This is a genomic window from Alteromonas sp. 009811495, from assembly GCF_028865455.1.
Classification (GTDB): Bacteria; Pseudomonadota; Gammaproteobacteria; order Enterobacterales; family Alteromonadaceae; genus Alteromonas.
Genome location: NZ_CP113972.1, coordinates 2972567 through 2998922 on the forward strand (window position 1 = coordinate 2972567; position 26356 = coordinate 2998922).

The 26356-nt window shown below is 45.1% G+C and carries 29 protein-coding genes; 11 read left to right on the forward strand and 18 right to left on the reverse strand.

Annotated elements, in window-relative coordinates; translation table 11 throughout:
- Positions 1-125: 125 nt before the first annotated feature.
- The 11 genes from OZ660_RS13590 to trmJ all read right to left on the reverse strand — a co-directional run bounded on the left by OZ660_RS13590 (position 126) and on the right by trmJ (position 9853).
- Complete coding sequence (locus OZ660_RS13590) at positions 126-536, reverse strand: SufE family protein (protein ID WP_159627048.1); 411 nt, start codon at positions 534-536, stop codon at positions 126-128.
- 55 nt (positions 537-591) lie between these two features.
- Positions 592-1125: a putative Fe-S cluster assembly protein SufT gene (gene sufT, locus OZ660_RS13595; RefSeq protein WP_131092201.1), complete on the reverse strand. Its 534-nt coding sequence runs from the start codon at positions 1123-1125 to the stop codon at positions 592-594.
- Between the two features lie 38 nt (positions 1126-1163).
- The gene (locus OZ660_RS13600) at positions 1164-1520 is read right to left on the reverse strand and encodes a HesB/IscA family protein (RefSeq protein WP_202262046.1); all 357 of its coding nucleotides are present in this window, start codon (positions 1518-1520) and stop codon (positions 1164-1166) included.
- A 9-nt stretch (positions 1521-1529) separates the two neighbouring features.
- The gene (locus OZ660_RS13605) at positions 1530-2747 is read right to left on the reverse strand and encodes an aminotransferase class V-fold PLP-dependent enzyme (RefSeq protein WP_274741263.1); all 1218 of its coding nucleotides are present in this window, start codon (positions 2745-2747) and stop codon (positions 1530-1532) included.
- The gene (gene sufD, locus OZ660_RS13610) at positions 2744-4000 is read right to left on the reverse strand and encodes a Fe-S cluster assembly protein SufD (protein WP_274741264.1); all 1257 of its coding nucleotides are present in this window, start codon (positions 3998-4000) and stop codon (positions 2744-2746) included. Before sufD ends, OZ660_RS13605 begins: the two co-directional genes overlap by 4 nt.
- A complete protein-coding gene (gene sufC, locus OZ660_RS13615; RefSeq protein ID WP_274741266.1) occupies positions 3997-4758 on the reverse strand; it encodes a Fe-S cluster assembly ATPase SufC in 762 nt (253 codons plus the stop codon). The genes sufD and sufC overlap by 4 nt, the downstream gene beginning before the upstream one ends.
- A gap of 3 nt (positions 4759-4761) precedes the next feature.
- Positions 4762-6198 carry a Fe-S cluster assembly protein SufB gene (sufB, locus tag OZ660_RS13620; RefSeq protein ID WP_159627053.1) on the reverse strand — a complete coding sequence of 479 codons (1437 nt, stop codon included), beginning with the start codon at positions 6196-6198 and terminating at the stop codon, positions 4762-4764.
- 280 nt (positions 6199-6478) lie between these two features.
- On the reverse strand, positions 6479-7645 hold the full coding sequence (locus tag OZ660_RS13625; RefSeq protein WP_274741268.1) for an IscS subfamily cysteine desulfurase: 1167 nt from the start codon (positions 7643-7645) through the stop codon (positions 6479-6481).
- Between the two features lie 18 nt (positions 7646-7663).
- The gene (gene iscR / locus OZ660_RS13630; protein ID WP_202262051.1) at positions 7664-8149 is read right to left on the reverse strand and encodes a Fe-S cluster assembly transcriptional regulator IscR; all 486 of its coding nucleotides are present in this window, start codon (positions 8147-8149) and stop codon (positions 7664-7666) included.
- 111 nt (positions 8150-8260) lie between these two features.
- Positions 8261-9085, reverse strand: a complete 825-nt coding sequence (gene cysE / locus OZ660_RS13635) for a serine O-acetyltransferase (protein ID WP_202262052.1) — start codon at positions 9083-9085, stop codon at positions 8261-8263.
- A gap of 6 nt (positions 9086-9091) precedes the next feature.
- A complete protein-coding gene (gene trmJ, locus OZ660_RS13640) occupies positions 9092-9853 on the reverse strand; it encodes a tRNA (cytosine(32)/uridine(32)-2'-O)-methyltransferase TrmJ (RefSeq protein ID WP_274741270.1) in 762 nt (253 codons plus the stop codon).
- Positions 9854-10120: 267 nt separating this feature from the next.
- Here trmJ and suhB point away from each other — a divergent pair, with 267 nt between their 5' ends.
- Complete coding sequence (gene suhB, locus OZ660_RS13645; protein WP_274741271.1) at positions 10121-10897, forward strand: inositol-1-monophosphatase; 777 nt, start codon at positions 10121-10123, stop codon at positions 10895-10897.
- A 152-nt stretch (positions 10898-11049) separates the two neighbouring features.
- Here the strand turns inward: suhB and OZ660_RS13650 are convergent, their stop codons facing one another.
- Entirely contained in the window at positions 11050-12333 is a 1284-nt protein-coding gene (locus OZ660_RS13650; protein WP_274741272.1) for an acyltransferase family protein, read from the reverse strand.
- A gap of 109 nt (positions 12334-12442) precedes the next feature.
- Between OZ660_RS13650 and OZ660_RS13655 the strand changes: the two genes are divergently transcribed.
- Positions 12443-13333 (forward strand): LytR/AlgR family response regulator transcription factor, encoded by an 891-nt coding sequence (locus tag OZ660_RS13655; RefSeq protein WP_274741273.1) that lies wholly within the window; start codon positions 12443-12445, stop codon positions 13331-13333.
- A gap of 79 nt (positions 13334-13412) precedes the next feature.
- Here OZ660_RS13655 and secF read toward each other — a convergent pair whose 3' ends face one another.
- The 6 genes from secF to OZ660_RS13685 all read right to left on the reverse strand — a co-directional run bounded on the left by secF (position 13413) and on the right by OZ660_RS13685 (position 19533).
- Positions 13413-14354 carry a protein translocase subunit SecF gene (gene secF, locus OZ660_RS13660; RefSeq protein WP_202262056.1) on the reverse strand — a complete coding sequence of 314 codons (942 nt, stop codon included), beginning with the start codon at positions 14352-14354 and terminating at the stop codon, positions 13413-13415.
- A 10-nt stretch (positions 14355-14364) separates the two neighbouring features.
- On the reverse strand, positions 14365-16209 hold the full coding sequence (secD, locus tag OZ660_RS13665; RefSeq protein ID WP_274741274.1) for a protein translocase subunit SecD: 1845 nt from the start codon (positions 16207-16209) through the stop codon (positions 14365-14367).
- 55 nt (positions 16210-16264) lie between these two features.
- Positions 16265-16603 carry a preprotein translocase subunit YajC gene (gene yajC / locus OZ660_RS13670; RefSeq protein WP_274741275.1) on the reverse strand — a complete coding sequence of 113 codons (339 nt, stop codon included), beginning with the start codon at positions 16601-16603 and terminating at the stop codon, positions 16265-16267.
- Between the two features lie 24 nt (positions 16604-16627).
- The gene (gene tgt, locus OZ660_RS13675) at positions 16628-17740 is read right to left on the reverse strand and encodes a tRNA guanosine(34) transglycosylase Tgt (RefSeq protein ID WP_202262057.1); all 1113 of its coding nucleotides are present in this window, start codon (positions 17738-17740) and stop codon (positions 16628-16630) included.
- Positions 17741-17897: 157 nt separating this feature from the next.
- Positions 17898-18944 (reverse strand): tRNA preQ1(34) S-adenosylmethionine ribosyltransferase-isomerase QueA, encoded by a 1047-nt coding sequence (gene queA, locus OZ660_RS13680; RefSeq protein ID WP_202262058.1) that lies wholly within the window; start codon positions 18942-18944, stop codon positions 17898-17900.
- Between the two features lie 385 nt (positions 18945-19329).
- On the reverse strand, positions 19330-19533 hold the full coding sequence (locus OZ660_RS13685; protein WP_232369772.1) for a DUF6471 domain-containing protein: 204 nt from the start codon (positions 19531-19533) through the stop codon (positions 19330-19332).
- Positions 19534-19809: 276 nt separating this feature from the next.
- Here OZ660_RS13685 and OZ660_RS13690 point away from each other — a divergent pair, with 276 nt between their 5' ends.
- The 9 genes from OZ660_RS13690 (at position 19810) to OZ660_RS13730 (ending at position 26293) form a co-directional block, all read left to right on the forward strand.
- Complete coding sequence (locus OZ660_RS13690) at positions 19810-20199, forward strand: DUF2170 family protein (RefSeq protein ID WP_159627067.1); 390 nt, start codon at positions 19810-19812, stop codon at positions 20197-20199.
- Positions 20200-20222: 23 nt separating this feature from the next.
- A complete protein-coding gene (locus OZ660_RS13695; protein WP_274741276.1) occupies positions 20223-20903 on the forward strand; it encodes a PspA/IM30 family protein in 681 nt (226 codons plus the stop codon).
- Positions 20904-21032: 129 nt separating this feature from the next.
- Positions 21033-22088, forward strand: a complete 1056-nt coding sequence (locus tag OZ660_RS13700; protein WP_274741277.1) for a potassium channel protein — start codon at positions 21033-21035, stop codon at positions 22086-22088.
- Positions 22089-22100: 12 nt separating this feature from the next.
- Entirely contained in the window at positions 22101-22745 is a 645-nt protein-coding gene (locus tag OZ660_RS13705; protein ID WP_274741278.1) for a YjfK family protein, read from the forward strand.
- Positions 22746-22758: 13 nt separating this feature from the next.
- Positions 22759-23175, forward strand: coding sequence for a DUF350 domain-containing protein (locus tag OZ660_RS13710; RefSeq protein ID WP_159627070.1), 417 nt, complete (start codon positions 22759-22761; stop codon positions 23173-23175).
- 10 nt (positions 23176-23185) lie between these two features.
- Positions 23186-23818 (forward strand): DUF1190 family protein, encoded by a 633-nt coding sequence (locus OZ660_RS13715; protein WP_159627071.1) that lies wholly within the window; start codon positions 23186-23188, stop codon positions 23816-23818.
- 2 nt (positions 23819-23820) lie between these two features.
- Complete coding sequence (locus OZ660_RS13720; RefSeq protein ID WP_274741279.1) at positions 23821-24987, forward strand: glutathionylspermidine synthase family protein; 1167 nt, start codon at positions 23821-23823, stop codon at positions 24985-24987.
- An 18-nt stretch (positions 24988-25005) separates the two neighbouring features.
- Positions 25006-25545 carry a rhomboid family intramembrane serine protease gene (locus tag OZ660_RS13725; protein WP_226432974.1) on the forward strand — a complete coding sequence of 180 codons (540 nt, stop codon included), beginning with the start codon at positions 25006-25008 and terminating at the stop codon, positions 25543-25545.
- A 46-nt stretch (positions 25546-25591) separates the two neighbouring features.
- Complete coding sequence (locus tag OZ660_RS13730; RefSeq protein WP_159627074.1) at positions 25592-26293, forward strand: VC0807 family protein; 702 nt, start codon at positions 25592-25594, stop codon at positions 26291-26293.
- Positions 26294-26356: the final 63 nt, after the last annotated feature.

Consider the following 26356-nt stretch of genomic DNA (forward strand, 5'->3'; position numbering starts at 1 on the left):
TAAGGGCAAAGCTAGCGCTAGAGTAGCGCATGGTATATGACAATATGATGACAATGTACACATTACATTGCGCTGACAGGCACTTAGTTAGAAATACCTGTCAGGCGAATATCGGTGTTAACAACTTATGCGTTGGCTTTTGCAAGCTCTTGAATTTTACCCACGATAGCGCGTAAACCGTTACCGCGTGTTGGAGTAATGTGGCGCTCTAAATCCAACGCTTCAAAGTAGCCATCAATATCAAATGCAATGATATCGCTGGGGGTTTTGTCGTTGTAGGCCGCCAACACAAGCGCTAAAAGGCCTTGGACAATAACCGCGTCGCTGTCGACATCGAAGGTAATTTTGTTGCCATCGTATGACTCAACGAGCCATACACTGCTCTGACACCCTTTTACTAAACGCTCTGGCGTTTTTGCCTCTTCAGATAAACCAGGGATCGATTTACCTAAGTCGATAATGTACTGATAACGCTGTTCCCAATCGTCGAAGAACGCTAAATCATCAATAATTTCATCACTGCTAGGTAATTGCATGGTTATTTCCGTTTAAACTGTAAAAGGTAAATTGAAAATGTTGTAAAAATACAACTTAGAAAAACAGCCCGGCTTCAAGCTGCGCCTCTTCACTCATCATTTCGCGTGACCATGCTGGGTCGAAGACCAACTCAACATTCACATTCTTAACGTGAGGCACCATAGCAACACGATATTCCACGTCACCAACAAGTACTGGCCCCATACCGCAACCAGGTGCAGTTAGCGTCATATCAATGTTCACATCACCTGAGGCTTGGTCGATGTCTACTTTGTAAATAAGGCCAAGCGACACCAAGTTAATAGGGATTTCTGGGTCAAAGATGGTCTCTAACGCGTCCCACACCTGCTGTTCGCTAATGTTACCGTCTTCTGGTGCATCGAAGCTCAGCGTCATAGCTTTGCGGCCAATGGCCCCCGCGTCTGTACCGTCAATACGATACATGTTTCCACGCCACGTAACCGTGTAATTACCACCGAGCTCTTGCGTGATATTCACAAACTCGCCTTCAGGAATAACGGTTGGGTTACCCGCGGGTACTAAACGCGCTTTACAGTCGCGCTCAGTAGTCACCATCTTCTGCTTCATATACTACTTAGTGCCTATTTTATTGCTGGCCTTAACCATTAACCTACGTTAAAGCTCTCGCCACAACCGCATTCGTCAACCACGTTAGGGTTGTTGTATTTGATCACGCCGTTAACGCCTTCCATTACGTAATCTATTTCTGTATTACGTAAAAGCTCTGTCGCGTCTGATGCTACTGCCACATTTAGCATTGGTGATATCTCGATGATTTCATCATCCGCTTGTGCGCTGTCTGCGAAATCAAGTACATAAGCGTAACCTGTGCAGCCGCTTACTTTTGTCGATAAACGAATTAACTGACCAGGCTTGTCTTTAAGCTTACTTTCGAAATGCTTAACGGCACTGTCAGTTAGCGAAATGAGTTTTGTACTTGGTACAAAGGTTTCAACACTCATAATGCCTCCTTAGGCCAACATCATTTTTGCTTTCTTAAGTGCAGCAAATAAGCTGTCGACTTCTTCAAGCGTGTTATAAATTGAGAACGACGCACGCGCCGTGCCCGGAATACCAAAGCGCTTCATTAATGGCTGCGCGCAGTTATCACCTGTGCGGATCGCCACGCCCTGTCGGTCAAGAATAAAACCGACATCTGCCGGGTGCGCGCCGTCCAGTAAAAAGCTTAGTACCCCAACTTTATTAGGAGCAGTACCAATAATGCGCATTCCCTCGAGGGCCTGCGCTTGCTCGGTCGCGTAGGCAAGTAGCTGTTGCTCATGTGCATGTAGCGCTTGTACATCAAGTGCACTAAACCAATCTACCGCTGCGCCCATGCCGATGGCTCCAGCAATATTTGGCGTACCCGCCTCAAGGCGGTTTGGCAATGCACCCCATGTGGCTTCATGATAGGTAACGTCTTTAATCATTTCGCCGCCTACCTGCCATACAGGCCATGTTTCAAGCACGTCTTTTTTGCCCCACAAGCAACCAATGCCCGTTGGACCAAAGAGCTTGTGCCCTGAAAACGCATAAAAATCACAGCCGATGTCTTGTACGTCAACACCGCCGTGAGCAATACCTTGTGCGCCATCAACCAACACCCATGCACCAACCGCTTTAGCTTTTTGAGTAAGCTGTTTAATCGGGTTTACTGTCCCCAATGCATTAGATACATGCGGGAACGCCACCATCTTGGTATTGTCAGACAGCAATCTATCGAAAGCATCAACATCAAGCTCACCGCTGTCAAAAATAGGCACAACGTTTAGCGTTGCGCCAGAGCGGCGACATGCCTGCTGCCATGTAACCAAGTTGGCGTGGTGTTCAAGTTCAGTCACCATCACTTCGTCACCTTCACTAAGAAGTTGACCAAGGCCATTAGCAACAATATTAATGGCTTCAGTGGTACCTGACGTCCAGATAACCTCTTCGCGGGCACCTGCGTTGATAAAACTCGCAACGCTGCTACGTGCATTTTCATAGCGACGCGTGGCTTCATCAGACAAATGGTGCGCACCGCGGTGCACGTTTGCATTCGTACCCGTGTAAAAATCCATTAATGCGTCAATCACAGCCTGAGGCTTTTGTGTGGTAGCCGCGTTATCAAGGTATACCAGCGGCTTGCCGTCTACCGTTTTAGATAAAATGGGAAACTGGGCACGAAGTGCTGCAACGTCTAAGCTCATTTCACCTCCATTTGGGCGAAACGCTCACTCAAAATTGGCGCTAGCCATTCACGTACAGCAGTGTTTGGTACGTCGTTAATAAGCTCTTGAATAAAGCCAAAGTTAAGCATTACTAGTGCCTTGCTGCGAGAAACACCGCGAGTTAGCAAGTAATACAAAGCTTCTTCTTCAATTTCTGCCACCGTTGCACCGTGGGCACATTTTACGTCGTCAGCATAAATTTCAAGCTCTGGCTTAGTGTTGATAACACCGCGGCGAGATAGCAACAAGTTGCGGTTGTTAAGTTCAGCCAATGTCTTTTGCGCATCGCGATGAATATGGATACGACCGTTAAATACAGCGCGTGCTTTATCGCCTACAATCCCGCGCGCATTCTCTTCTGTCGTGCCATTTGGCATAGCGTGCTCAATGGTTGAGTGAAGGTCGAATAGCTCGCCTTCTGCCAGAAGATAAATGGCATTCATTTTCGCATCGGCATACTCGCCAGCGTGATGAATATCTACGTCTAAACGCGAAAGTTCACTACCATAACCTACCATGGTGCTGTTTAGCGTGGTGCGGTTATGCAGTTTAAAGTGGCTACCACCTAGCTGCTTTGCTTTACCGGTGAACATAGCAAAACGATAGTGCTCAAGATGCGCGTCATCAGCCAAGTCGTATTCAGCAAAAGCAGTCGTTAGGCTTTCGGTATCACCAAAGCCTTGCTCAATAACCGTGGCGCTTGCGCCTTCGGCTAGTTTTACTACGACACGCGTGTGAGCATCTACATCTTGTGATGTCATGTTCACGATGCGAACTGGCGTGTCAATTTTCGCACCAGCTTCTACATTGATGAATATACCGTGTTGGCATAATGCATCATTCACTAGGCCAAACATATGACGTGTAGGCTTAACCTGACCGTATACGCTGCTGATAGCTTGCTGGGTAGCAGCGTCATCGCTGTTTAGTGATGTAATTGTCATGCCAGCTGGCACGTCTAGGGTGTTAACCTGCGTCACCAAAACACCATCGACAAATACAAGGTCGATAGCATTTAAATTGTCAATTGCCGGCACTGGCAAATTGTCTGCCTGAACGGCTTGCTTCGCCTCACGCTTTTCAATTGGCGTAAGTGGTGTAAACCGCCAGCTTTCGTTACGGCGTGCGGGCCAGCCATCGGCTTTTAACTGTGTTAAGGCCTGTTGACGCACGGGCGCTAAATAATCGGAGATTTGCGCCGCATCAATGACCTGGTCTAGCCATTGACTCATGCCTCAGCCTCCTCATAGCCTTTACCTAGGAAAGCATAACCGCTCTTCTCTACTTCTAGCGCAAGTGACGCGTCTCCGCTTTTCACAATTTTGCCGTCAGCAAGGATATGTACGAAGTCAGGCTTAATGTAGTCTAAAAGGCGCTGATAGTGAGTAACAACGATGAAGCTGCGCTCACCGTCGCGTTGGCTGTTTACACCGTCCGCAACAACTTGTAGTGCATCAACGTCAAGGCCAGAGTCTGATTCGTCAAGAATACAAAGCTTTGGCTCTAGCAAAATCATTTGCATAATTTCGTTACGCTTTTTCTCACCACCAGAGAAACCTTCGTTAACACCACGCTTTAAGAAATCCAAAGGAAGCTGTACTTGTTTGCACGCTTCTTTTGCTTTCTTTAAAAATTCTGCAGCGCTTAACGGCTCTTCGCCACGTTGTTCACGCATAGCGTTAACCGACTCTTTCATGAATTCCATGTTGCTAACACCTGGAATTTCTACCGGGTATTGGAAAGCAAGGAAAAGGCCTTCACGAGCGCGCTCTTCTACTTCAAGCTCAAGCAGGTCTTTACCGTTTAGCGTGGCTTCGCCTTCGCTTACTTCGTAACCGTCGCGGCCAGATAGCACGTAACCTAATGTACTTTTACCGGCACCGTTGGGGCCCATGATAGCGTGTACTTCACCAGGTTTAACTTCAAGGTTAAGACCTTTGATGATGTTTTTCTCTTCCACGCTGGCATGTAAATTCTTGATACTAAGCATTGATTACCCCACTGAACCTTCAAGACTAATTTCGAGCAGTTTGCCGGCTTCTACGGCAAATTCCATTGGTAGCTCTTTGAATACTTCTTTACAGAAACCGTTAACAATCATAGAAACGGCCTTCTCTGTGTCTAAGCCACGTTGCTGACACAGGAATAATTGTTCGTCGCTCACCTTCGATGTTGTTGCTTCGTGCTCAACAATGGCTGAAGGGTTACGGCTTTCGATATACGGGAACGTGTGTGCGCCGCACTTGTCACCAATCAGTAGCGAGTCGCACTCGGTGAAATTACGTGCACCATCTGCACGCGGCCCCATTTGAACCAGCCCGCGATAAGCGTTGTTGCTGTTACCTGCTGATATACCTTTTGAGATGATGGTCGACTTGGTATTTTTACCCACGTGGATCATCTTAGTTCCGGTATCTGCTTGTTGACGACCGCGTGTTAGTGCTACCGAGTAGAACTCACCTACACTGTTATCGCCCTTAAGAACACAGCTTGGGTATTTCCACGTAACCGCAGAACCCGTTTCTACCTGTGTCCATGAAATTTTGGCGTTGGTATGCGCTACACCCCGTTTAGTAACGAAGTTGTAGATACCGCCTTTACCGTTTTCATCACCCGGGTACCAGTTTTGTACCGTTGAGTATTTGATTTGTGCGTCATCCATTGCCACTAGCTCAACAACTGCCGCGTGCAGCTGATTTTCGTCACGCTGAGGTGCTGTACAGCCTTCAAGATAACTCACGTAGCTGCCTTCATCAGCAACAATCAATGTACGCTCGAACTGACCGGTATTCATTTCGTTAATACGGAAATAGGTAGAAAGCTCCATTGGGCAGCGTGTGCCTTTGGGAATGTAAACAAATGAACCGTCAGTAAATACAGCGCTATTAAGTGCAGCAAAGTAGTTATCTGTACGCGGAACTACCGAGCCAATGTATTTTTTTACAAGGTCTGGATACTTCTGAAGCGCTTCAGAAATTGGGCAAAAGATAACGCCCGCTTCTTCCAGCTTTTCACGGAACGTAGTCACAACAGATACCGAGTCGAATACTGCGTCTACCGCAACGCCTGCCAGCATTTCCTGCTCATGAAGCGGGATACCAAGCTTTTCGTAGGTGCGAAGAAGTTCTGGGTCTACTTCGTCAAGTGACTTAGGCTTGTCTTTCATACTCTTTGGTGCCGAGTAATAAGAAATGGCCTGATAGTCTATTTTTGGATAGTCGACGTGCGCCCAGTCCGGCTCTTCCATTTCTAGCCAAGCATGATAAGACTTCAAACGCCATTCAAGCATCCATTCAGGCTCGTTTTTCATTGCTGATATGCGGCGGATAACCGACTCGTCCAGGCCGCTTTCAAACGTTTCCGATTCGATTTCAGAGTAGAAACCGGCTTCGTACTTTCTCTCTAACGCCTGTTCGATCTGTTCACTCATGTTGGGATCTCACTTGTTTGCCTGCATTTGCTGCCATTTGCTGTTTACGCAGCACAGCAACCACCCCACGGTCTTGGTGATTACTGGGTTTCTGTGTATTTGAGTGCGTTTACATTCAAAGAATTCACCACGCAAATCTCATACAAACCACTCGCTACAAAAAGGGCAGCCTAAAAAATTGGTGCGGTATTATATAATACCCGACTATTTCACTCAAATATTCAGCCGTTTATTTACCGCCGCCAAGCTTAAAATTTCTTTAACGCGCTATAACGCTTACTTATGCGATTGCTGCTTCTCGTAATCGAGTAACAACATCCGTCACTTTCGTTATTACGTAATCAATATCGTCTTGGGTTGTAAATCTACCCACACTAAAGCGTATACCTGCGTGTGCGAGTTCATTACTTCGACCGATGGCCTTTAGCACATAAGACGGCTCAAGGCTTGCTGATGTGCATGCTGAACCCGATGACACGGCGATATCATTAAGCCCCATCATCAAGCTTTCACCATCTACGCCCGCAAAACTGACATTTAAAATGCCTGGAATACGTTGGGTTTCATGCCCGTTTAAATACACATCACCTATCTGCTCTATTCCCTTCCACAACGCTTCCCGCAAAGCCATTATGCGTTTACCCTCGTCGGCTAAATTTGTCACTGCAAGCGAAATTGCTTCTCCCATGCCTACAATTTGATGGGTGGCTAACGTACCAGAGCGCATACCACGCTCATGGCCACCGCCGTGAATTTGAGCAACCAGATTAATTTTAGGACGACGACGAACGAAAAGCGCTCCCATGCCCTTTGGCCCATACATTTTATGAGCGGAAATAGACAGTAAATCCACGGGAAGTTCAGCAAGGTCAATCGCTATCTTGCCAACACTTTGTGCGCCATCGACATGGAACAAAATCCCTTTGTCTCGACATAACTCACCGATAGTTTGAATATCTTGGATAACACCTAGTTCATTATTTACATGCATCACAGAGACTAAGATCGTGTCGTCACGCATGGCGCTTTTTAAATCGTCAAGATTCACTAATCCGTCTTGCTGTACACAAAGGTAGGTTACTTCGAACCCTTGCTCTTCAAGGTATTCACAGGTATCGAGCACAGCTTTATGCTCTGTATTTACGGTAATAATGTGTTTGCCTTTACTTGCGTAACCCTGCGCCACTCCCTTGATAGCGAGGTTGTTAGACTCGGTGGCCCCTGAAGTAAAAACAATTTCGCGAGGATCGCAATTTAAGGCATCACTAATTTGATTACGCGCTACGTCTACTGCTTCTTCCGCCATCCACCCAAAGCGATAGCTTCGTGATGCGGGGTTACCGAAGTTTCCGTCGAGTGTCAGACACTTGGCCATAACATCTGCAACAGTTGGGTCTACCGGCGTGGTAGCAGCATAATCGAGGTAAATGGGTGTTGATAAAGCCATGGGTTATTCAAAACCTATTTAAAGTTGAATACTAACTTCAATGTCGTTAGCAATATTGCGCAATGATGCTGCAGAGTCTTGGCGTCCAGCGACTTCTTGTACATCGCGTTTCGCCATTAACTCGCCTAATGTGATTGAGTCTAAAAACACTGAAATACGATCGCTTAAGTCTTGCCATAAGCTATGAGTCAAACAACGGTCGCCACCTTGGCAATCGGCTTGCCCCTGGCATCGAGTAGCGTCGATAGACTCATCTACCGCCCGAATAACTTCACCTATGGCAATTTCACATGCTTCACGTCCAAGCAAGTAACCACCGCCAGGACCGCGTACGCTGTCTACAAGTTGCTCTTTGCGCAGTCTAGAAAAGAGCTGTTCTAAATATGATAGGGATATTTCTTGTCGTTCTGATATATCGGCAAGAGGCACTGGACCACGCTTAGAGTGCAAAGCTACATCAAGCATCGCAGTTACTGCATAGCGCCCTTTAGAAGTGAGTTTCATTGAATTCTCCCGCCGTTTTTGATGGCGGGAATTTTCACATACCCGACTAAAATGGTCAAGTATAAGACCTAGTAATTTAGTCAGGTATTATAGATTAACCCAATTACATTCTTAGATTGCAGGGTCAAACGAGGAATGGGCTTTTTCTCTCTGCTGAGAATCAGTCAGCTCTATACCGGTATTAGCAAAGTCTTCGGCACTAATATTATGCAGATTATCGGTACAAACATCGCCACCCAGTGACTGGATAACTTTGCACATTTCTTCTACTTTCGTGTCCATCTGATGCATATGTTCCAACATAATGCCCATCGCATTGGCCACCGGGTCTGGATTGTCTGGCGCTACTGCATACGCATCGAAGCCGTACTTTTGTGCTATCTTGTCGCGCTGTGGGTTTGTACTGGCTGTCAATTCTTTCTGCTTAGAAATGATGATACGACCAGGTATGCCAACGGCGGTAGCGCCATCTGGAATATCCTTAACAACCACTGAATTAGAGCCTACTTTGGCATTTTCTCCAATGATAATCGGCCCTAAGACTTTTGCACCTGCCCCTACTACTGCACCGTTTTTCAACGTAGGGTGACGTTTGCCCGCTTTCCAACTTGTGCCGCCAAGTGTGACGCCGTGATAAAGAGTAACATCGTCACCTATTTCCGCGGTTTCCCCGATAACAACGCCCATTCCATGGTCAATGAAAACCCGCCTGCCCAACGTTGCGCCGGGATGAATTTCAATCCCGGTTAACCAACGACTGAAGGTCGATAATGTGCGAGCTAACCACTTCCACTCAGCTTTCCACAATTTGTGGCTAAGGCGGTGTAACCATACCGCGTGAAGCCCAGGGTAATTGGTTAATACTTCAAACGTATTTCGAGCGGCCGGATCGCGATGAAATACCCCTTGTATATCGTCTTTTATACGGGCAAACATAAGTGATTACTCTTTTTCAGAACCAGTGCCAGACGCGCTCTCGTCTTCATCGTTTTGCTCAACAGACTTGTCAATTGACGCCAATATACCACGAAGAATGTTTAACTCTTGTGACTCAGGACGGGCACGGTTGAATAAGCGACGTAGCTTTGTCATCACCACACCTGGGTGACTTTTACGAATAAACGAAGTACTTTCTAACGTTGACTCCAAGTGCACGTAAAAACGCTCTAGGTCTTCATTAAGTGGGTATTCTTCTTCCACACTCGGATAAGTTTCACGATTCAAAAATGCCATACGAATTTCGTAACACAGGGTTTGAACAGCCGCCGCCAAGTTTAGCGAGCTATATTCTGGGTTAGCAGGAATACACATATGAAAATGACACTGTTGCAACTCTTCATTAGTTAACCCACTGTTTTCACGACCAAATACTAATGCAACCGGGTACTTTTCGACTTCTTGAACCAACTTCTCGCCACAATCGCGCGGGCCAAGCATTGGCCAAGAATGCGTGCGGGAGCGAGCAGAAGTTCCAACCACTAACCCACAGTCTTTTACCGCTTCTTCCAATGTGCTCACAATTTTCGCGTTTGCCAACACATCACCTGCACCAGCAGCAAGTGCACTGGCTTGCCCATCTGGTTCATTTACCGGGTCCACAAGATACAGACTACTTAGCCCCATCGTTTTCATGGCACGCGCCGTTGAGCCGATGTTGCCAGTGTGTGAGGTGTTAACCAAAATAATGCGAATATTTTCGAGCATGCCTGCGATACCTACGTACTTTCTAAAACAAGACACCAGCGACTAATCACGCTGAATCTTACTACTTCATTTGTGAGCGAGTGTAGCACAGTAGCAGTATAGATGGCTATTTAAGGGAAATGGTTTTAAGCACATCATATCTACCGATGGTAATTTCATTTGCATCACAGAATGATTCTGGTAGACTCCGCCCGTTTTCGAAAACAACTAGCTATTTTTTGTACAGCTGGTTAGTTTCATTGGTCTTTTACAATTGGTGGTTTATCTATGCATCCTATGCTGAATATTGCGGTGCGCGCTGCGCGTGCGGCTGGAACAGTTATTGTTCGTGGTTTTGAAAAACATAATGAAGTTGCGACTGAGTCTAAGGGCTTGAACGACTTTGTTACACAAGTTGATAAAGAAGCAGAACAAGCTATTGTTTACAAAATTCAGCAATCGTACCCAGAGCACTGCTTCTTGGGCGAAGAAATGGGTGAAATTCACGGGAAAGAAACTGATTATCAGTGGATTATCGACCCGCTAGATGGCACCACCAATTTTGTTAAAGGCATTCCTCACTTTGCCGTTTCTATTGCACTTTTACACAAAGGTCGTTTAGACCAAGCTGTAGTATTCGACCCTATCCGTAGCGAACTTTTTACTGCGAGCCGTGGTCAAGGCGCACAGCTTAACGGTTACCGTATTCGTGCCTCTAAGCCTCGCGACCTAACTGAAACTATTATTGCAACGGGCCTACCGTTCAAGAACAAATCTCAGTTTGGCGAGTATGCGCTAAGCCTTAATAAGATTTTCCACGAAGTGGGTGACATTCGTCGCGGTGGTAGTGCTGCGCTTGATCTTGCCTACGTTGCAGCTGGTCGCCACGACGGTTACTGGGAGCGCGGCATAAAGTCTTGGGATATCGCAGCAGGCGAGCTTATTGTTCGTGAAGCTGGCGGCCTGGTAACAGACTTTAAAGGTGGCAACGATCCATTGCACAAAGGCGAAATTGTCGCAGGTAGTGTGAAAGTGGTTCAAGGGCTTGTTAAGCACCTTAAATAAGTGACCTAGCTCACCTGGCAATTACTCACAGCCATAAACACTGCTACGAATCGAAAGGCGCTATCAAATATAGCGCCTTTTTTTGTATGTATCAGCGTGTTGTCGCAAGGCAAATACATTCACTTACCCACGGCCATTTAACGGATTTCTTTTTACTCACTCTTTTGAGCACCCTTTAGCTTCAAGCCAAACAAAAATCGTAACACTAAAAATCGTTTTGCAATCTCAAAAGTTATTGCACACCCAACAAGTGTGATTAGCGTGATACCCAAAAACTCTGCCAATGTAGAAGAAACGCGAGAACTCAAATAAAATGCGGCTACCACGATAAGTGTTTGATGAACCATGTAATAAGGCAGCACGCCACGGTTTAAGTAGCTAATAACTTTGCTCGGTTTAGATAAGTACTTTTGGCCAAACCCCAAAATTGCCGCAAGCCAAGCCCAATGATTGAGCACAACAATAACGCCCACTAATACCCGAAAGCTAAAAGAGGACTCCATTAATTCTCCTGTCGCGCCAAGCATGTCATGTCGATCTAGTATAATCACGCTATAAAGCGTTATCGCGAAAGTAAGACTTATATAGCGCGCTCTCATCACCGCCGTGTATAACGCAGGCCGAAGCACGATTACCATGCCCACAAGCATCACCCAAAAATACTTAGCATGGCTGTACCAGTCGCTGACAAGATCATGAGTTGTTGGGTAAGCCGTACGTAGTTCAAGCCAGATATAAGTCATCAATGTCACTACAATGATGCTAAACAATGGCAAGCTATCGAGTAAGGTAGATTTAACTATCCCAACCCAGCGTATAAGTGGAAACAGAAGCAAGATAAGTACGCTATAAACAAAAAGGTAAGGCAAAAACCACAGGTGATTCCACGTAAGTAACCCAATAATCGATTGTTTCTCTGTAAATAAATCGGTATTGGGGTTGATATAGGCAAGGTAGAAATCGATAAACGGTATTTCGAGTTTTCCACTTGCCGTCCACTCAACAAAGACTTGTGGCGCCACAATGACAAACATCCCAAATAACAATGGCACTAATATTCGCAGTGTTCGCTTTCCTAGAATGCTCAGTGAAAACAACCAACGAGAAGGATGTTGTTCATATCCCCGGCGCAATACAACAGTGAACACCATTGCTGAAATTAAAAACAAGAGTGACATACGCCATTGATTGGTTAAGATCATGACGTCTTGCAGCAACGAAAACTGTATATCGCTTTTTATATGCCATCCCCAATCAAGAACGTAAAACATGCCTATGTGATACAGAATCAATACACCAAATGCGAAAACGCGCAACGCATCCAACTCAAAATAGCGCTGGGTTAACTGCGCACTAGTTGTCTCCCTTCCTAGCGAAAACGCGTCTACTTCTTCAGAAACTAATCGTGGCTCATGAACAACATATGCTTGCGTCAATGCCTTCACTCCTATTCAATAGTGACAAATCAACTTGGTATATCTACTGTGTTGCGTTGCTGACCAACAAGGCCTAAGTGACGACAAACAAGGGATTTAGGGATAAGCGGTGAATAGTTGGGATGAAAAATGGAGCCAGTATCTTCGCGATACTGAGCCAAAACATAAATATGCGGCATTTCTTCTACTTGTCGTGTACCTATTTATTAATAACTCGATAAATGCTGCATCTAGCTGGACGGAATTTTCGCGCAGTGAAAGTAATAGTGTGGCACTCTGGGAGCCTTATGTATGGGAATACAGCAGTGCACTAAGTACTGCGATATTGGTTATTCCCTTAATCTTAGCCATACGTGTTCTTGATAAAAGTAAAAAGTCCAGCGCCGTTTGGTTGGGATGGCATTTTGTATTTGCCAGCGTATTTTCAGTTTCCCATGTCGTTTTCATGGTTGCCCTGCGCAAGCTCGCCTATTTGATGTCTGAACGTAGTTACGACTTTGGGGTTTGGATTAGTGAGTTTGTCTACGAATACCGAAAAGATGTTTGGGGTTATATTACACTTGTAACCTTTTACTACATTGCGCGATTTGGCTACCAGCGACTAATAGGTGAAGCGTCACTGATTAAACGTGACACCTCGCTTCCCGAAGTTGAAAGTGAAGCACTTGCACTACCTGACTATTTACTAGTAAAAAAACTCAATAAAGAATTCTTAGTTAAAGTCAGTGATGTTCAGCGAGTGGAAGCCTCAGGTAACTATATCAACTTACACACTCACGTTGGTGTTTATCCGCTTCGGTATACCTTAAGCAGGTTTTGCGAAGAAGGTGCGATGCACGGGTTCGTACGTGTCCATCGATCACATGCCGTAAGAATTCCTTCCATTCAATCTATCACGTATGACGATACAGGAGACGGCCTTATCACCCTTAACAACGGCCAAACCGTGTTGCTCTCAAGACGCTACAAAGACAACTTAAAGCAAGTTTTAGCGCCATAAACTTCTAGTGAGAGCTCTAATCCTTACATAAAAAAACCGCATCACAGATGCGGTTTTTGTTTTTACGAATCAAAAGCGATTAAGGCATGGGATCTAAGTCTGCACCTTCTTTTTCCACTTGAGGTGGCATCAAGTCTTCCTTGCTGATACCTAACGCAAGCGCTACTGAACTCGCAATATAGACAGACGAGTAAGTACCTACTACTACACCAAATAACAATGCAGTAGCAAACCCGTGAATTAACGCACCGCCCTTGTAAAACAAGGCTACCAATACCAACACAGTAGTTAATGAAGTGATGATGGTACGGTTTAAGGTTTGCGTTAACGAGATATTGATAATCTCTACCGGTTCACCCTTACGAATTTTACGGAAGTTTTCACGAATACGGTCCGACACAACGATAGTATCGTTCAGTGAGTAACCAATAACAGCTAAAACTGCCGCTAGTACCGTTAAGTCGAATTCAATCTGTAGTACTGAGAATAAACCCAAAGTAAGAATAACGTCATGAGCAAGGGCTGATACTGAGCCCAGTGCAAAGCGCCATTCAAAACGCATTGCTACATAAACCAAGATACACAGTAAAGCGACTAGCATTGCTAGACCACCCTGCTCGGTAAGCTCTTCACCTACGTTAGGCCCTACGAACTCGATACGACGCATATCTACTGCGGTGCCATCTGCACGCAAAGCTGCAAGGACTTGCTCACCAATGGTAACGGCTTTTACGCCGTCACGCGGTGCAATGCGAATAAGCACATCTTGGCTACTACCAAAGTTCTGTACAATAGCGTCTTCAAACTCTGCGTTATTTAGCTGCTTACGAATAGATTCAAGATTCGCAGCATCTTCGTAACCGACTTCAATCAAAGTCCCGCCAGTAAAATCAAGGCCCCAGTTGAGGCTATTTACGCCTAGCGATATGAATGAGCCTAAAATAAGCACCGTTGACAGCACCATCGCAGGAATGCGAAGGCGCATGAAATTGACGGTATCGGAAAGTTTTAATAATTGCATGTTACGCTCCTTAAATCGCCAATTTCTCTACGCGCTTGCCGCCCCATACTGCGTTAACAATAACGCGAGTAACTAAAATAGCGGTAAACATCGACGTAGCAATACCAATCATAAGCGTAATTGAGAAGCCTTTAATTGGGCCAGTACCCACAGCAAACAAAATAAGGCCTGCAATGAACGTAGTAATGTTTGCATCCAAAATGGTTGAGAATGCACTGTCGTAGCCATGGTGAATTGCTTGTTGTGGACTGCGTCCGTCACGAAGCTCTTCCCTAATACGCTCAAATATGAGCACGTTTGCATCTACCGCCATACCAACGGTTAATACAATACCTGCCATACCCGGTAGTGTAAGCGTTGCACCAGGGATCATAGACATAATGCCAACAATCATGACCAAGTTAGTAACAAGTGCAATATTCGCTACCACGCCAAACGCTTTGTAGTAAATAAGCATGAAGATAAGTACTGCGGCCAAACCATAGATAATGGCCTGCATGCCCAGCTCAATATTCTCTTTACCTAAGCTTGGACCGACTGTGCGTTCTTCAACAATTTGAATTGGCGCAATAAGCGCACCAGCGCGAAGTAGTAGTGCCAAGTCGCGGGCTTCTTTTGGAGAGTCTAGGCCAGTGATTTGGAACTTACTGCCAAGCTGTGCACGAATGGTTGCAACAGAAATAACCTGCTCGTGCTTCTCAAAAACAAGTTTACCGTCTTTGTTGCGCTCGCCAGTCGATTTATATTCGATAAACACCGTCGCCATCGGCTTACCAATATTGCCACGCGTTGAACGCGACATCTTGTTACCACCTTCTGAGTCAAGCGAGATATTTACATTAGGCAATCCATACTCATCAACACCACTATTCGCATCAATGATATGACTTCCCGTTAGCATTATGCGCTTCTCGAGAAGTTGTGGAATACCTTGCTGATCTTCAATAACTTGAGAACCAGGAGGCACGCGACCATTTAACGCGTCGCGAATATCGTTTTTCTGGTCAACCATACGAAATTCAAGCGTTGCGGTAGCGTTTAGAATTTCTTTAGCGCGTGCAGTGTCTTGAATACCTGGTAGTTGAACCACAATGCGATCAGCACCTTGCTTTTGTACAAGTGGCTCGGCAACACCTAGTTGATTTACACGGTTACGAATAATGGTGATGTTTTGCTTCACGGCATTCTCGCGAATTTCTTGCAATTTGCTTTCTGCAAATACGGCGCGAAGCGTAAGGTCATCAATTTGGTTAAAGGTTAAGTCACGGCTTTGATTACGCAAAAAGAACTCAGCTTTATCAAGGGCGTCTTCATCGCGAAACGTGATGTCAATATGGTCATCTACCTGCTTTACGCCACGGTAACGAATCCCTTCTTCACGCAATGAAGTACGAAAACCGCTTTCAGCATCTTCTAGTGATTTAGCGATAACTTCTGTCATATCCACTTCCATTAAGAAGTGAACACCGCCGCGTAAATCAAGGCCTAACTTCATTGGCGCGCCACCTAGCCCTTCTAGCCACTCAGGCGTGTCGGGCGCAAGGTTCATAGCAACGAAATAATCGTCACCCAGCTCTTTTTCTAGCGCTTCTCGCGTGACTAGTTGGGTATCAGAATCTGATACGCGCACAAGTATTTGTTCGTTTTCAAATTCAACGCGTTTAGGTGAAATGTTTTTTGCAGCAAGTGTCGCTTTAACTTGTTCAACCGTAGCATCAGAGACTACAGCGTCGCGACCCGCAGAAATTTGTACAGCGTGATCTTCGCCGTAAATGTTCGGAAGCGCATAAAGCGCGCACATTGCAACAACAATGAGCGCACTAAGCACTTTCCAGATTGAGTTTTTGTTTAGCACTGGATAATCCTTTCGTGCCAGCACCGGGTAGCATCCCGGCCCCGGCGGTTGTTACTTACAGTGACTTCATAGTGCCTTTAGGCAGCACTGCAGTCACAGAAGACTTCTGAACAACAATATTGTTAGTGTCGTTAAGTGCCACTTCGATGAAGTCTTTCTCTTCAGACACTTTTGTGATTTTACCTACTAAACCACCTTGAGTTAGTACCTCGTCGCCTTTGCTAAGCGAAGACACTAAGTTCTTATGCTCTTTTACGCGTTTCGCTTGCGGACGGTAAAGTAAGAAGTAAAAAATCAAACCGAAAACCGCCAACATGATCAGCATTTCCATGCCACCGCCTTGTTGAGCACCGCCAGCAGATTGCGCGTATGCGTTTGAGATAAATAGGCTCATAAAATTCCCCAAATATTATCGTTGTTATAGTGCCGGAACCGGCAACCCTTTTTGTTCATAGAATTCTTGTACAAACTCATCGAGCGTGCCTGCATCAATCGCATCGCGAAGACCTTGCATAACACGTTGATAGTAACGAAGGTTGTGAATGGTGTTCAAACGCGCACCCAAAATTTCGTTACACTTGTCCAAATGATGTAAGTATGAGCGAGAATAGTTTTTACAAGTGTAACAATCACAATTCTCGTCAAGTGGTGAAGTGTCGTTTCGATGCTTAGCATTGCGAATCTTAATGACACCTTCGGTGACAAACAAATGTCCATTTCGCGCATTACGCGTTGGCATTACGCAGTCAAACATATCAATACCGCGGCGAACCGATTCAACTAAATCTTCCGGCTTACCAACACCCATTAGATAGCGTGGCTTATCTTCTGGAATTTTTGGCGCTGTATGATCGATAATGCGGATCATATCTTCTTTTGGCTCACCTACCGACAAACCACCGATGGCATAACCGTCAAAGCCAATGGCTTCAAGACCGGCTAATGACACATCGCGAAGCCCTTCGTACATACCGCCTTGGATAATACCAAACAGTGCAGCAGGGTTGTCACCGTGTGCATCTTTACTGCGCTTTGCCCAACGTAACGACATTTCCATTGATACACGCGCTTCCTGCTCCGTTGCCGGATATGGCGTGCACTCATCGAAAATCATCACAATGTCAGAGCCAAGGTCGCGCTGAACCTCCATCGACTTTTCAGGCGTAAGAAGTATTTTCTCACCATTAATTGGCGAGCGGAACGTAACACCTTCTTCCGTTATCTTGCGTAAATCACCAAGACTGAATACTTGGAAGCCGCCTGAGTCGGTAAGAATGGGTTTGTCCCAATTCATAAAATCATGCAGATCGCCATGCTGACGAATAATGCCAGTCCCTGGACGCAACATTAGGTGAAATGTATTACCAAGACAGATGTGTGCACCACTGTCTTCAAGTTCTTCTGGGGTCATTCCCTTAACGGTACCGTACGTACCTACTGGCATAAACGCTGGCGTTTCAACTACACCACGTTCGAATACCAAACGACCGCGTCGTGCACGACCTTCGGTTTTTAACAACTCAAATTGCATGTGAAAGCATTCCCACTTTAGTGCGCCATTGCGCCGGGTATAAAAATAAATTGGCGGCGATTATACCAGTAATTCAGCTGAGATCATGCCCCGTATCTATGTTTATCTGTAACTAAACCTGAATAAAACGATACAAAGCCAATTCACCGTTAATCAACTAGGCTCGTTCAATGAACATTGAGTCGCCATAACTGAAAAAGCGATACTCATTTTCAATGGCTTGTTGGTAAGCATTCATCACATTATCTTTACCCGCAAATGCGCTGATTAGCATCATCAATGTAGATTCTGGTAGGTGGAAGTTTGTGAACATGGCATCCACAACTTTAAATTCAAAACCAGGGTAAATAAATATTTCAGTATCTTCGTAAAAGGGCGCAATAATAGCGTCGTGGCTGCGTTCACTACTTGCTTTAGCAGCTGACTCTAGTGAGCGAACCGATGTGGTCCCAACCGCTATTACACGCTTGCCGTTGGCTTTGGTTTGCAATACAGCATCTACCACTTCCTGCGGCACTTCTGCGTATTCTGCATGCATTTTGTGCTCTTGAATATTGTCAACGCGTACCGGTTGAAATGTACCTGCTCCAACGTGCAGCGTAACAAACGCCAAGTTTACACCCTTTTCTTTAAGTGCCGCCAAAATGGCGTCATCAAAATGAAGACCCGCGGTAGGCGCTGCTACCGCCCCCGGCTTTTCATTGTAGACAGTTTGATAACGCTCTTTATCTGAGTTTTCGTCTGGACGGTCGATATAAGGAGGTAATGGCATGTGACCGTGTGCCTCAAGCAGCGACAACACTGTCTCTTCGTGATCAAACTGTAGAATAAACAGCGCATCATCTCGGCCCGTAACGGTCACATTAACTTTATCTTCTAGAATTAGCTTAGTGCCAGGCTTAGGCGCTTTACTTGCTCTAACGTGCGCCAGCGCACTATTGTCGGAGGTAATGCGTTCAATCAGCACTTCAACCTGTCCGCCGGTTTCTTTCTTGCCTAGCAAGCGAGCTGGAATAACCCGCGTGTTGTTAAAGACTAACAAGTCACCTTCGTCTACCAGTGACAGCATTTCTGCAAACATGCTGTGTGTTACTTTGCCGGTTTTGCCGTCTAAATGAAGCAAACGGCTAGCAGCTCGCTGCTCCGTTGGATATTTTGCGATTAATTTTTCGGGAAGCTCAAAGCTAAAATCAGATAGTTTCATAAATACAGTACTGCTTTACTAACTCGGTTAACCAAATAATAGGATTAAGTCTCATGTTGTGAAACGATCTAGCTGTACGACACCGAACTTCTATTGAAGTTAAGCCAGAACAGATACAAAAAAGCACAACACATTTAAACACTTACTCTTAAAGGTATTAAATAAAATAACGCATTATAAGGCCGCATACTTTTGACAGGGATTTATAAATAGCGCCCACCATCTTAAACGGTTAAGATACGTACAGATAGTGATGATGTTCTCCCATAACATTCCTTATCTTTTGATACCCAGCTAGGTGCTGGGTATTTTTTTGCCTGATAAAAGCATTGCGGTACTCACCCCAGGCTGCATGCCGACGCTTTAAACCGACATTTTACGCGGTTTATTCATTAAGGTCAGTTAAGATTTCTTCTAAAAGTGCACTATCTAGCGGTCTTGCTTTTAGTACGTACAATATTTGTAGAAGCAAGTCCGCCCCCATTATCCCTTTGTTAACCTTATTTCTAAGGTTATCTGCACTTTGCTCTACGCCTATTTCTTCTAAGCGCTGGCTTAATGCTTGATATTTAACCCCTCGCACTGACATTTCAGATTTTACAACCCTTGCGACGGTTTGACGCCATGCATTTTTAGCACTCAATTGCCACTCCAAAACCACCCATTTGTGATATATAATTTACAAAAACACACTTTTTTACACTTAAAAAGCAAATTTGCTATTGACGATTATGGCACAGTGAGTCTACACTGCAAGTCAAGATATTGGCGTAGATGAAAATAGTCGCTACAGTGGAACGGTTGAAATCACGCAACGCGACATTCATATACGACATTATCGCTTCAATAATTAAAGGAGAAAGGTATGAGCTGGGAACTAGAAAGCATCGAAGCCTTATTTACAGAGCACGATGACTTTGTGGTAACACGAGAGGAAAACTGCTTACTAATTGCTAATCAAGACGGCATTGATGCATGGCTTGCCATTAGCGGTGAGCAAATATTAGTGGAAAGCTTGTTGTTTTCAGCGTCGGAGGTTAAGGATAAGCCTGCGCTAGATCATGAAATTTTGTCATCTCATATGGTGTTCCCATTAACAACTGTGGGCATATCGAATATTGGAGGTGAAGAATACTACACCGCGTTCGGTGCGCTAAGCGCGCAGTCTAAAGCGGAAAGTATTGTTATTGAAGTCGAAACCCTGTTTCAGAATGTTGCATCATTCCTTGATGCTTACGAAACACACCTTAACTAAAATTTACTTCTAAGGAGAAGCGAATGTCAGTGTGGAAAAAATTAGTAACTGCAGTAAAAGGTGGTGCGACCGAGGCTGCGCAGTCAGTAGTAGACAGTCAGGCTATTCGAATTCTGGAACAAGAAATTAGAGAAGCCAAAGAAGAATTGCGCAAGTCAGATCATGCCCGTACGCAAATTTTGGCGAAGTGCAAACTATCACAACAAAAAGTCGATAGCTTTGACTCTTCCATCGCAGAATACGAAGCGCATGCGCGAAAAGCAATTGACACAGACCGTCAGCTAGCGCTTGATTGTGCCCAGAAAGTTTCAGAACTGAAAGAAGAGCGCGACCAAGAACAAGCCTATCTTGATCAGTTCCAACAGTCTGAAAAACAGCTTGCTCAGAACATTCAGCAGGCAAAAGCTAACTTGCGCCGATTAGAGCAGCAAGTTGATATGGTGAAAGCAACTGAAAGCGTGCAAAAAGCGCAAGTTGCCGTGTCATCTCGCCATATGGGGGCTAACAGCAAAATGAAAACGGCGACAGAATCGCTGTCTCGTATTCAAGAAAAACAGAAAATGCGTAATGCTGAGCTTCAGGCAGCCGAAGAGCTTGCTGGTGATGCATCAAGCAGTGATTTGGAAAAGCGCCTAGCAGAAGCTGGTATCAAAGGCGGAAAGACCTCTGCTGATGATGAACTGGCGCGCATCTTAGGTAAGTAATACCAAAGGGAGCTCACCGCTCCCTTTCTTTTTGAACATGGTTTTCAATGCTTTGTTACACATAAACCATAGACAATTTTCACGCATAAAGGCAGAGTACTAGCACGCATAACAAGGGCTGTTTGTTTTATGTCTCCATGGATTAAACTGCGTAAAATTATGCTGCAATATTTTGCAGAATCTCGATGGTACACCATTTTAGGTGCTACTGCGTTTTACGCCGTTTCAAGTTACTGGTTACTTTTCGCTGCAGGTGAAGTTGACCTCATTGCCGATGTTGATTTTCTCTACTGGCTTGCAGTTACCGCCTCCACCGTGGGTTACGGTGATCTTTCCCCTGTCACATCTGCAGGTAAGTTAGTAGTCGCACTTTACGTAATTCCACTGGGTTTAAGTATTTTTGCAATGGTCATCGGCCGTATTGCCGCGTGGGTCTCTCAGCAATGGAAAAAAGGGTTATTGGGAATGAATAACTTACATCTTGATAAACATATATTGGTTATTGGCTGGAATGGTCAGCGCACTATGCTGCTTTTAGATTTATTATTGCGAGAGCGCGATGCCATGCCCGATCGACCAGACATTGTGTTGTGTGTAAAAGCCGATATCACTAACCCACTTCCTGGCGTAGTTGAATTTGTAAAAGTTGACTCGTTCAACAAGGACGAAGATATGGATCGCGCCTGCATTGCCAATGCCAGAACTATCCTTATTGACAATCCGCAAGACGATATCACTATGACTACCGCACTTTACTGTGCCAAACGAAACCCAGATGCCCATCAAGTGGCTTACTTTGAAGATGAAAGCCTAGTAGGACTGCTGCAGGACCACTGCCCTAAGGTAGAATGTACTCCGAGTGTGGCAGTCGAGATGCTTGCGAAGGCGGCATTTGACCCTGGTTCAAGTATGCTGCATCACGATTTACTCAGTGTTGATGAGGGCCAAGCCCAATTTTCGGTGAAAATTCCAGACGACAGTGCCGCTATTTCAGTAGCAAAACTCTTTGTTAATTTAAAACGCAAACACAACGCCATTTTCATCGGCTATGCGCCGAATAGCCAAGTAAAAGAAATGGTTGTCAATCCACCACTTGAAGCCACGCTGAATGCGGGTGATACATTATTCTACATTGCCGAGCGACGCATCAATGCTATTAATTGGTCGTCGCTTGACGCCGACTAAAGGGCATTGAGTATGTTCAGCAAACTATTTAAAAAATCAGCGCCAAAAAAACCTAAAGCACCTGAAGTAATGGGGCTTTATTTAGGTGGCTCGTTTGAATTGGATAACTTAAAGCTCTCTTTACTTGAGCCTGAATTAACCATAGAAGGGGCCGCTCGTTCGCAACTCATTCAAGCGGTAGGCGAGGCTGCGCTTGATACAGGCGGCACGCTGTTGCGCTTTTACACCGATGACGACGCCTTCCTTCAGGTTATATTAGATGGTGGCATGACGGAAAATCATATTACTGATGTAAAGCTGTGGCATTTCTACGATACGAAAACTATTGGCAGTACCGCCCAATGGGATGAGTGCTTGAAGAATATCATCAGCCAACCTACCTACGAATTGGATGGCAAGATATTTACCCGTGTTTGGGAAGCTGTGGGCGAAGAGTCTCCACCTGTTGCGGTAACTGAAACTACCTACGAAGAAGATGGCGATATTAGTAAAACTGATCAATTCATGATGCTTTATGAGCGCCCTCTGGATAATGATAAAGTGGAAACACTTTTAGTTGTCGGTGAAGAGAAGCAAGTGGGTTCTAACTTAGACAGATGCTTAGTGATTTCAACAGGCTTTGATATTCAACCTACTGATATAACAATAAACGGATAAAAAAGGATTAACTATGGATACAATTATGCATTCTCTGGCGGGCCTTGATAACTTCGCGTTGTACTTTGGCCTATCAATCGTTTTCTTATTTATTTTCAAGTTAGTTTACGCATTAGTCACGCCCCATGACGAATGGAAGCTAGTTAAAGAAGAAAAGAATGTAGCGGCAGCGATTGGTTTTGGCGGCGCAATTATTGGCTTTGCCATTGCGCTGGGAAGCGCAGCTTCAAATTCTGTAGCCATTGTCGATTTCGCGATTTGGGCGTTGGTTGCAGTGGTTGCACAGTCACTGGCTTTCGCCATTTTGCGATTTAGCTTTATGCCTAAAATTGCAGAGCGCATAAACAACAACGAAGTATCAGCAGGCGTTATGTTGGCAAGTATGTCAATTGCAGTGGGTCTGTTAAACGCAGCTTGCATGACCTATTAAGGGGGCTGTGATGACAACGAATAACGACAAGCTCAGGACAAAGCGCACCAAGCACATTGACTTAACACGCATGCGCAAAGCGTTCAGTGTGAAGCCTATTGCATTAGGTGTTGCCAGCGTCATGTTAAGTGCTTGTGGCTCAGAGCGTGAAGATGCCACTATTTATACATCGCTTGAAGACTGCAAACAGGACTTCCCTGATGCAGTCGAGCGATGCGAAGCAGCCTATCAAACGGCACTAGACGAAGCTATGCGTACTAGTCCGCGTTTTAATTCGGAATATGACTGCGAGTATGAATTTGGTCCTAATCAGTGCCAATACGTCAACAATAACAGTGGCAGCTTTTTTATGCCGTTCATGGCAGGCTACATGGTAAGTTCATTGCTTTCGCCCAATCGCTACTACTCTCAACCACTGTATACGTCGTACTCTTATAATTCTCCCTTTCGCTCACGCTGGATAACGGCTGATGGTTACGTGTTTGATGGTGATATTCGCAAACGAAACTATCGCGTAAATAAGGACGTTTACAAACCAAAACCAACGGTAAATCGCACGATGAAACGCGGTGGTTTTGGTAGTAGCGTACGCGCCAAATCTTCGTGGGGAAGCAGCAGCCGTAAAGGCGGCTGGGGCGGTTAACCATGTTTAGAATGCCATGCCAGCCACGCAAGGGCTGGCAGCAGTTGGCCAACGAGTTTGGCTTTCACTTTCACACTATGTATGGCGAGCCTTATTGGGATGAAAGTGCCTACTATCAGTTCACGCTTCAACAAATAGAAAAGGATATTGAAGACCCCACTGCCGAGCTACATCAAATGTGTTTAGCCGTAGCGGATGAAGTGGTCAACAGCGAAGCGTTGCTCTCACGTTTTTGTATTCCTGAACACCACTGGGATTTAGTGAGAGACAGTTGGCGACAACGAGATCCTAGCTTGTACTCCAGACTCGACCTTGTCTATAACGGAAAAGGGCCGGCGAAACTACTGGAAAACAATGCTGATACCCCTACTAGCCTATACGAATCAGGCTTCTGGCAATGGCTATGGCTAGAGCAAAATGTCGACAATGGGAAACTCGCTCGTCATGCAGATCAGTTCAATAGCTTGCAAGAAAAGTTGGTGCACCGATTTCGCGAAATAGCCCTGCATTACAATATCAACCAGCTTCACATGGCGTGCTGTAAAGACACAACAGAAGACAGAGGCACAGTGCAATACCTGCAAGATTGTGCCCGTGAAGCTGGCCTTCATACTGATTTTGTCTTTATTGAAGATATTGGCATTGCAGATACGGGTGTGTTTACTGATCTGCACAATAGCCCTATTACCGACTGCTTCAAGCTGTACCCATGGGAGTTTATGTTGCGCGAAGAATTTGGTAGCGAGTTAGTAGATGCTGGCGTGAATTGGCTTGAGCCTCCTTGGAAGGCCGTCATTTCAAATAAAGCGTTACTCCCCCAATTATGGAAACAATTTGAAGGGCACCCTAATTTATTGCCCTCTTTCTTTTCGGATGAAATTGGTTCTCAAACACAATCGGGTAAATGGATTAAAAAGCCATTATTTTCAAGGGAAGGGGCCAACGTGTCACTGATTGAGCATGGCCAAGAAAAAGAACTCAGCAGTGGCCCTTACGGCGAGGAAGGCTTTATAATTCAAGCTTTTGAACCATTACCCGTATTTGAAGGTAACCATACACTTATAGGCAGTTGGTTAGTTGATGATATGCCCGCTGGCATTTCGGTAAGGGAAGATGCATCTGCAATTACGCAAGACTTATCTCGTTATTTGCCGCATATCATCCTGTAAAGAGATTAAGGAGTCTCTATGAAGCCCCTTTCTTTTCAAATACGTGTTCTTTTAACTCTGGGTGCGTTACTTATTGCGATAGAGGTGGCCAACCTACTTACTGGCAATGCACTTAACCAGTTTGGTGTAGTACCGCGCTCATTAGCACACTTACCTTACATTTTTACAGCGCCTTTTCTACACGGCACACCAACCCATTTAATGGCAAATTTAGTACCGCTGCTGTTGTTCATGTGGCTCACCATGCAGTGGGGCAAGCGCTCATTTATTATCGCGACGGTCAGTGCATTACTTATCGGTGGGTTAGGCGTGTGGCTATTTGGTCGCAGTGCTACGCACATTGGAGCCAGTGGCATGGTGTACGGATACTTTGGCTTTTTAGTGCTCGCAGGCTTTCGAAGCAACAAAGTACGCTATTTATTAATATCCTTAGTGGTTGCAGCGCTATACGGCGGAATGTTAGTGGGTGTATTGCCCACATCTAAATTTATTTCCTTTGAATATCATTTGTTTGGCTTTATTGGTGGCTTATTTGCCGCATGGCACTGGGCACGCTAATTTGTTTTTGTATAATTAGCGTCACGATAAGACGTTGAAAGTAACTATGTCAGCAGTACAACAACCTACGCAAAAAAATCAAGGTTTCTTTGGAAATCTTGCCTTTAACATCATCATTCCTGTCGTTTTGATGAGCTACGCAAGTTCCGAAGATTACTTAGGCCCCGAATGGAGCATTGTCGCGGCACTGAGTTTCCCAATTGGCTATGGCTTATGGGATTTAAAAGCGTCGGGTAAAGTCAATGGCTTTTCTATATTAGGTATTATCAGTGTTTTACTGACAGGCGGGTTTAGTCTTCTCAAATTACCTGCTGATTACATCGCTATTAAAGAGGCCGCTATTCCTGGTCTTATTGGCATTGCTATTCTTGTCACGCAATACTCAAATAAACCACTGGTTAAGATGTTGGTGCTAAACGATCAAATTATTAATTGGCCCCACTTAAATGCTGTGCTTGATGCAAAAGGTAAACAGGCTGAGTTCAAAAAGAAAATAGCGGTAAGCTCTTACATTGTAGCAAGTTCATTCTTCTTATCATCGGCGCTTAACTACATATTGGCAAAAGTGATTTTAGTGAGCGAACCAGGCACTACTGCCTACACAGAAGAGCTTGGCCGAATGACAGCCCTCAGCTATCCCGTCATTGTTATTCCAAGCATGGTGCTACTTATTGCAGCGCTATGGTATTTATTTGCTCAGATAAAGAAGGTTACTGGCGAAGAGCTTGACGACTTCATCAATCAATAAGCACATCTGCGCTACCTGATTACAATACGAGTTTACAAAAGCGACACTGACAAGTAATGCGCT

Coding starts and splice junctions, on each gene's coding strand:
- OZ660_RS13690 (WP_159627067.1), top strand. CDS start 19,810: ATGAGCTGGGAACTAGAAAGCATCGAAGCCTTATTTACAGAGCACGAT.
- OZ660_RS13705 (WP_274741278.1), top strand. CDS start 22,101: ATGTTCAGCAAACTATTTAAAAAATCAGCGCCAAAAAAACCTAAAGCA.
- OZ660_RS13710 (WP_159627070.1), top strand. CDS start 22,759: ATGGATACAATTATGCATTCTCTGGCGGGCCTTGATAACTTCGCGTTG.
- OZ660_RS13605 (WP_274741263.1), bottom strand. CDS start 2,747: ATGAGCTTAGACGTTGCAGCACTTCGTGCCCAGTTTCCCATTTTATCT.
- OZ660_RS13695 (WP_274741276.1), top strand. CDS start 20,223: ATGTCAGTGTGGAAAAAATTAGTAACTGCAGTAAAAGGTGGTGCGACC.
- trmJ (WP_274741270.1), bottom strand. CDS start 9,853: ATGCTCGAAAATATTCGCATTATTTTGGTTAACACCTCACACACTGGC.
- OZ660_RS13730 (WP_159627074.1), top strand. CDS start 25,592: ATGTCAGCAGTACAACAACCTACGCAAAAAAATCAAGGTTTCTTTGGA.
- sufC (WP_274741266.1), bottom strand. CDS start 4,758: ATGCTTAGTATCAAGAATTTACATGCCAGCGTGGAAGAGAAAAACATC.
- OZ660_RS13720 (WP_274741279.1), top strand. CDS start 23,821: ATGTTTAGAATGCCATGCCAGCCACGCAAGGGCTGGCAGCAGTTGGCC.
- cysE (WP_202262052.1), bottom strand. CDS start 9,085: ATGTTTGCCCGTATAAAAGACGATATACAAGGGGTATTTCATCGCGAT.
- OZ660_RS13700 (WP_274741277.1), top strand. CDS start 21,033: ATGTCTCCATGGATTAAACTGCGTAAAATTATGCTGCAATATTTTGCA.
- suhB (WP_274741271.1), top strand. CDS start 10,121: ATGCATCCTATGCTGAATATTGCGGTGCGCGCTGCGCGTGCGGCTGGA.
- sufB (WP_159627053.1), bottom strand. CDS start 6,198: ATGAGTGAACAGATCGAACAGGCGTTAGAGAGAAAGTACGAAGCCGGT.
- secF (WP_202262056.1), bottom strand. CDS start 14,354: ATGCAATTATTAAAACTTTCCGATACCGTCAATTTCATGCGCCTTCGC.
- OZ660_RS13715 (WP_159627071.1), top strand. CDS start 23,186: ATGACAACGAATAACGACAAGCTCAGGACAAAGCGCACCAAGCACATT.
- OZ660_RS13590 (WP_159627048.1), bottom strand. CDS start 536: ATGCAATTACCTAGCAGTGATGAAATTATTGATGATTTAGCGTTCTTC.
- OZ660_RS13600 (WP_202262046.1), bottom strand. CDS start 1,520: ATGAGTGTTGAAACCTTTGTACCAAGTACAAAACTCATTTCGCTAACT.
- yajC (WP_274741275.1), bottom strand. CDS start 16,603: ATGAGCCTATTTATCTCAAACGCATACGCGCAATCTGCTGGCGGTGCT.
- sufD (WP_274741264.1), bottom strand. CDS start 4,000: ATGAGTCAATGGCTAGACCAGGTCATTGATGCGGCGCAAATCTCCGAT.
- iscR (WP_202262051.1), bottom strand. CDS start 8,149: ATGAAACTCACTTCTAAAGGGCGCTATGCAGTAACTGCGATGCTTGAT.
- tgt (WP_202262057.1), bottom strand. CDS start 17,740: ATGCAATTTGAGTTGTTAAAAACCGAAGGTCGTGCACGACGCGGTCGT.
- sufT (WP_131092201.1), bottom strand. CDS start 1,125: ATGAAGCAGAAGATGGTGACTACTGAGCGCGACTGTAAAGCGCGTTTA.
- queA (WP_202262058.1), bottom strand. CDS start 18,944: ATGAAACTATCTGATTTTAGCTTTGAGCTTCCCGAAAAATTAATCGCA.
- OZ660_RS13685 (WP_232369772.1), bottom strand. CDS start 19,533: ATGTCAGTGCGAGGGGTTAAATATCAAGCATTAAGCCAGCGCTTAGAA.
- OZ660_RS13725 (WP_226432974.1), top strand. CDS start 25,006: ATGAAGCCCCTTTCTTTTCAAATACGTGTTCTTTTAACTCTGGGTGCG.
- OZ660_RS13625 (WP_274741268.1), bottom strand. CDS start 7,645: ATGGCTTTATCAACACCCATTTACCTCGATTATGCTGCTACCACGCCG.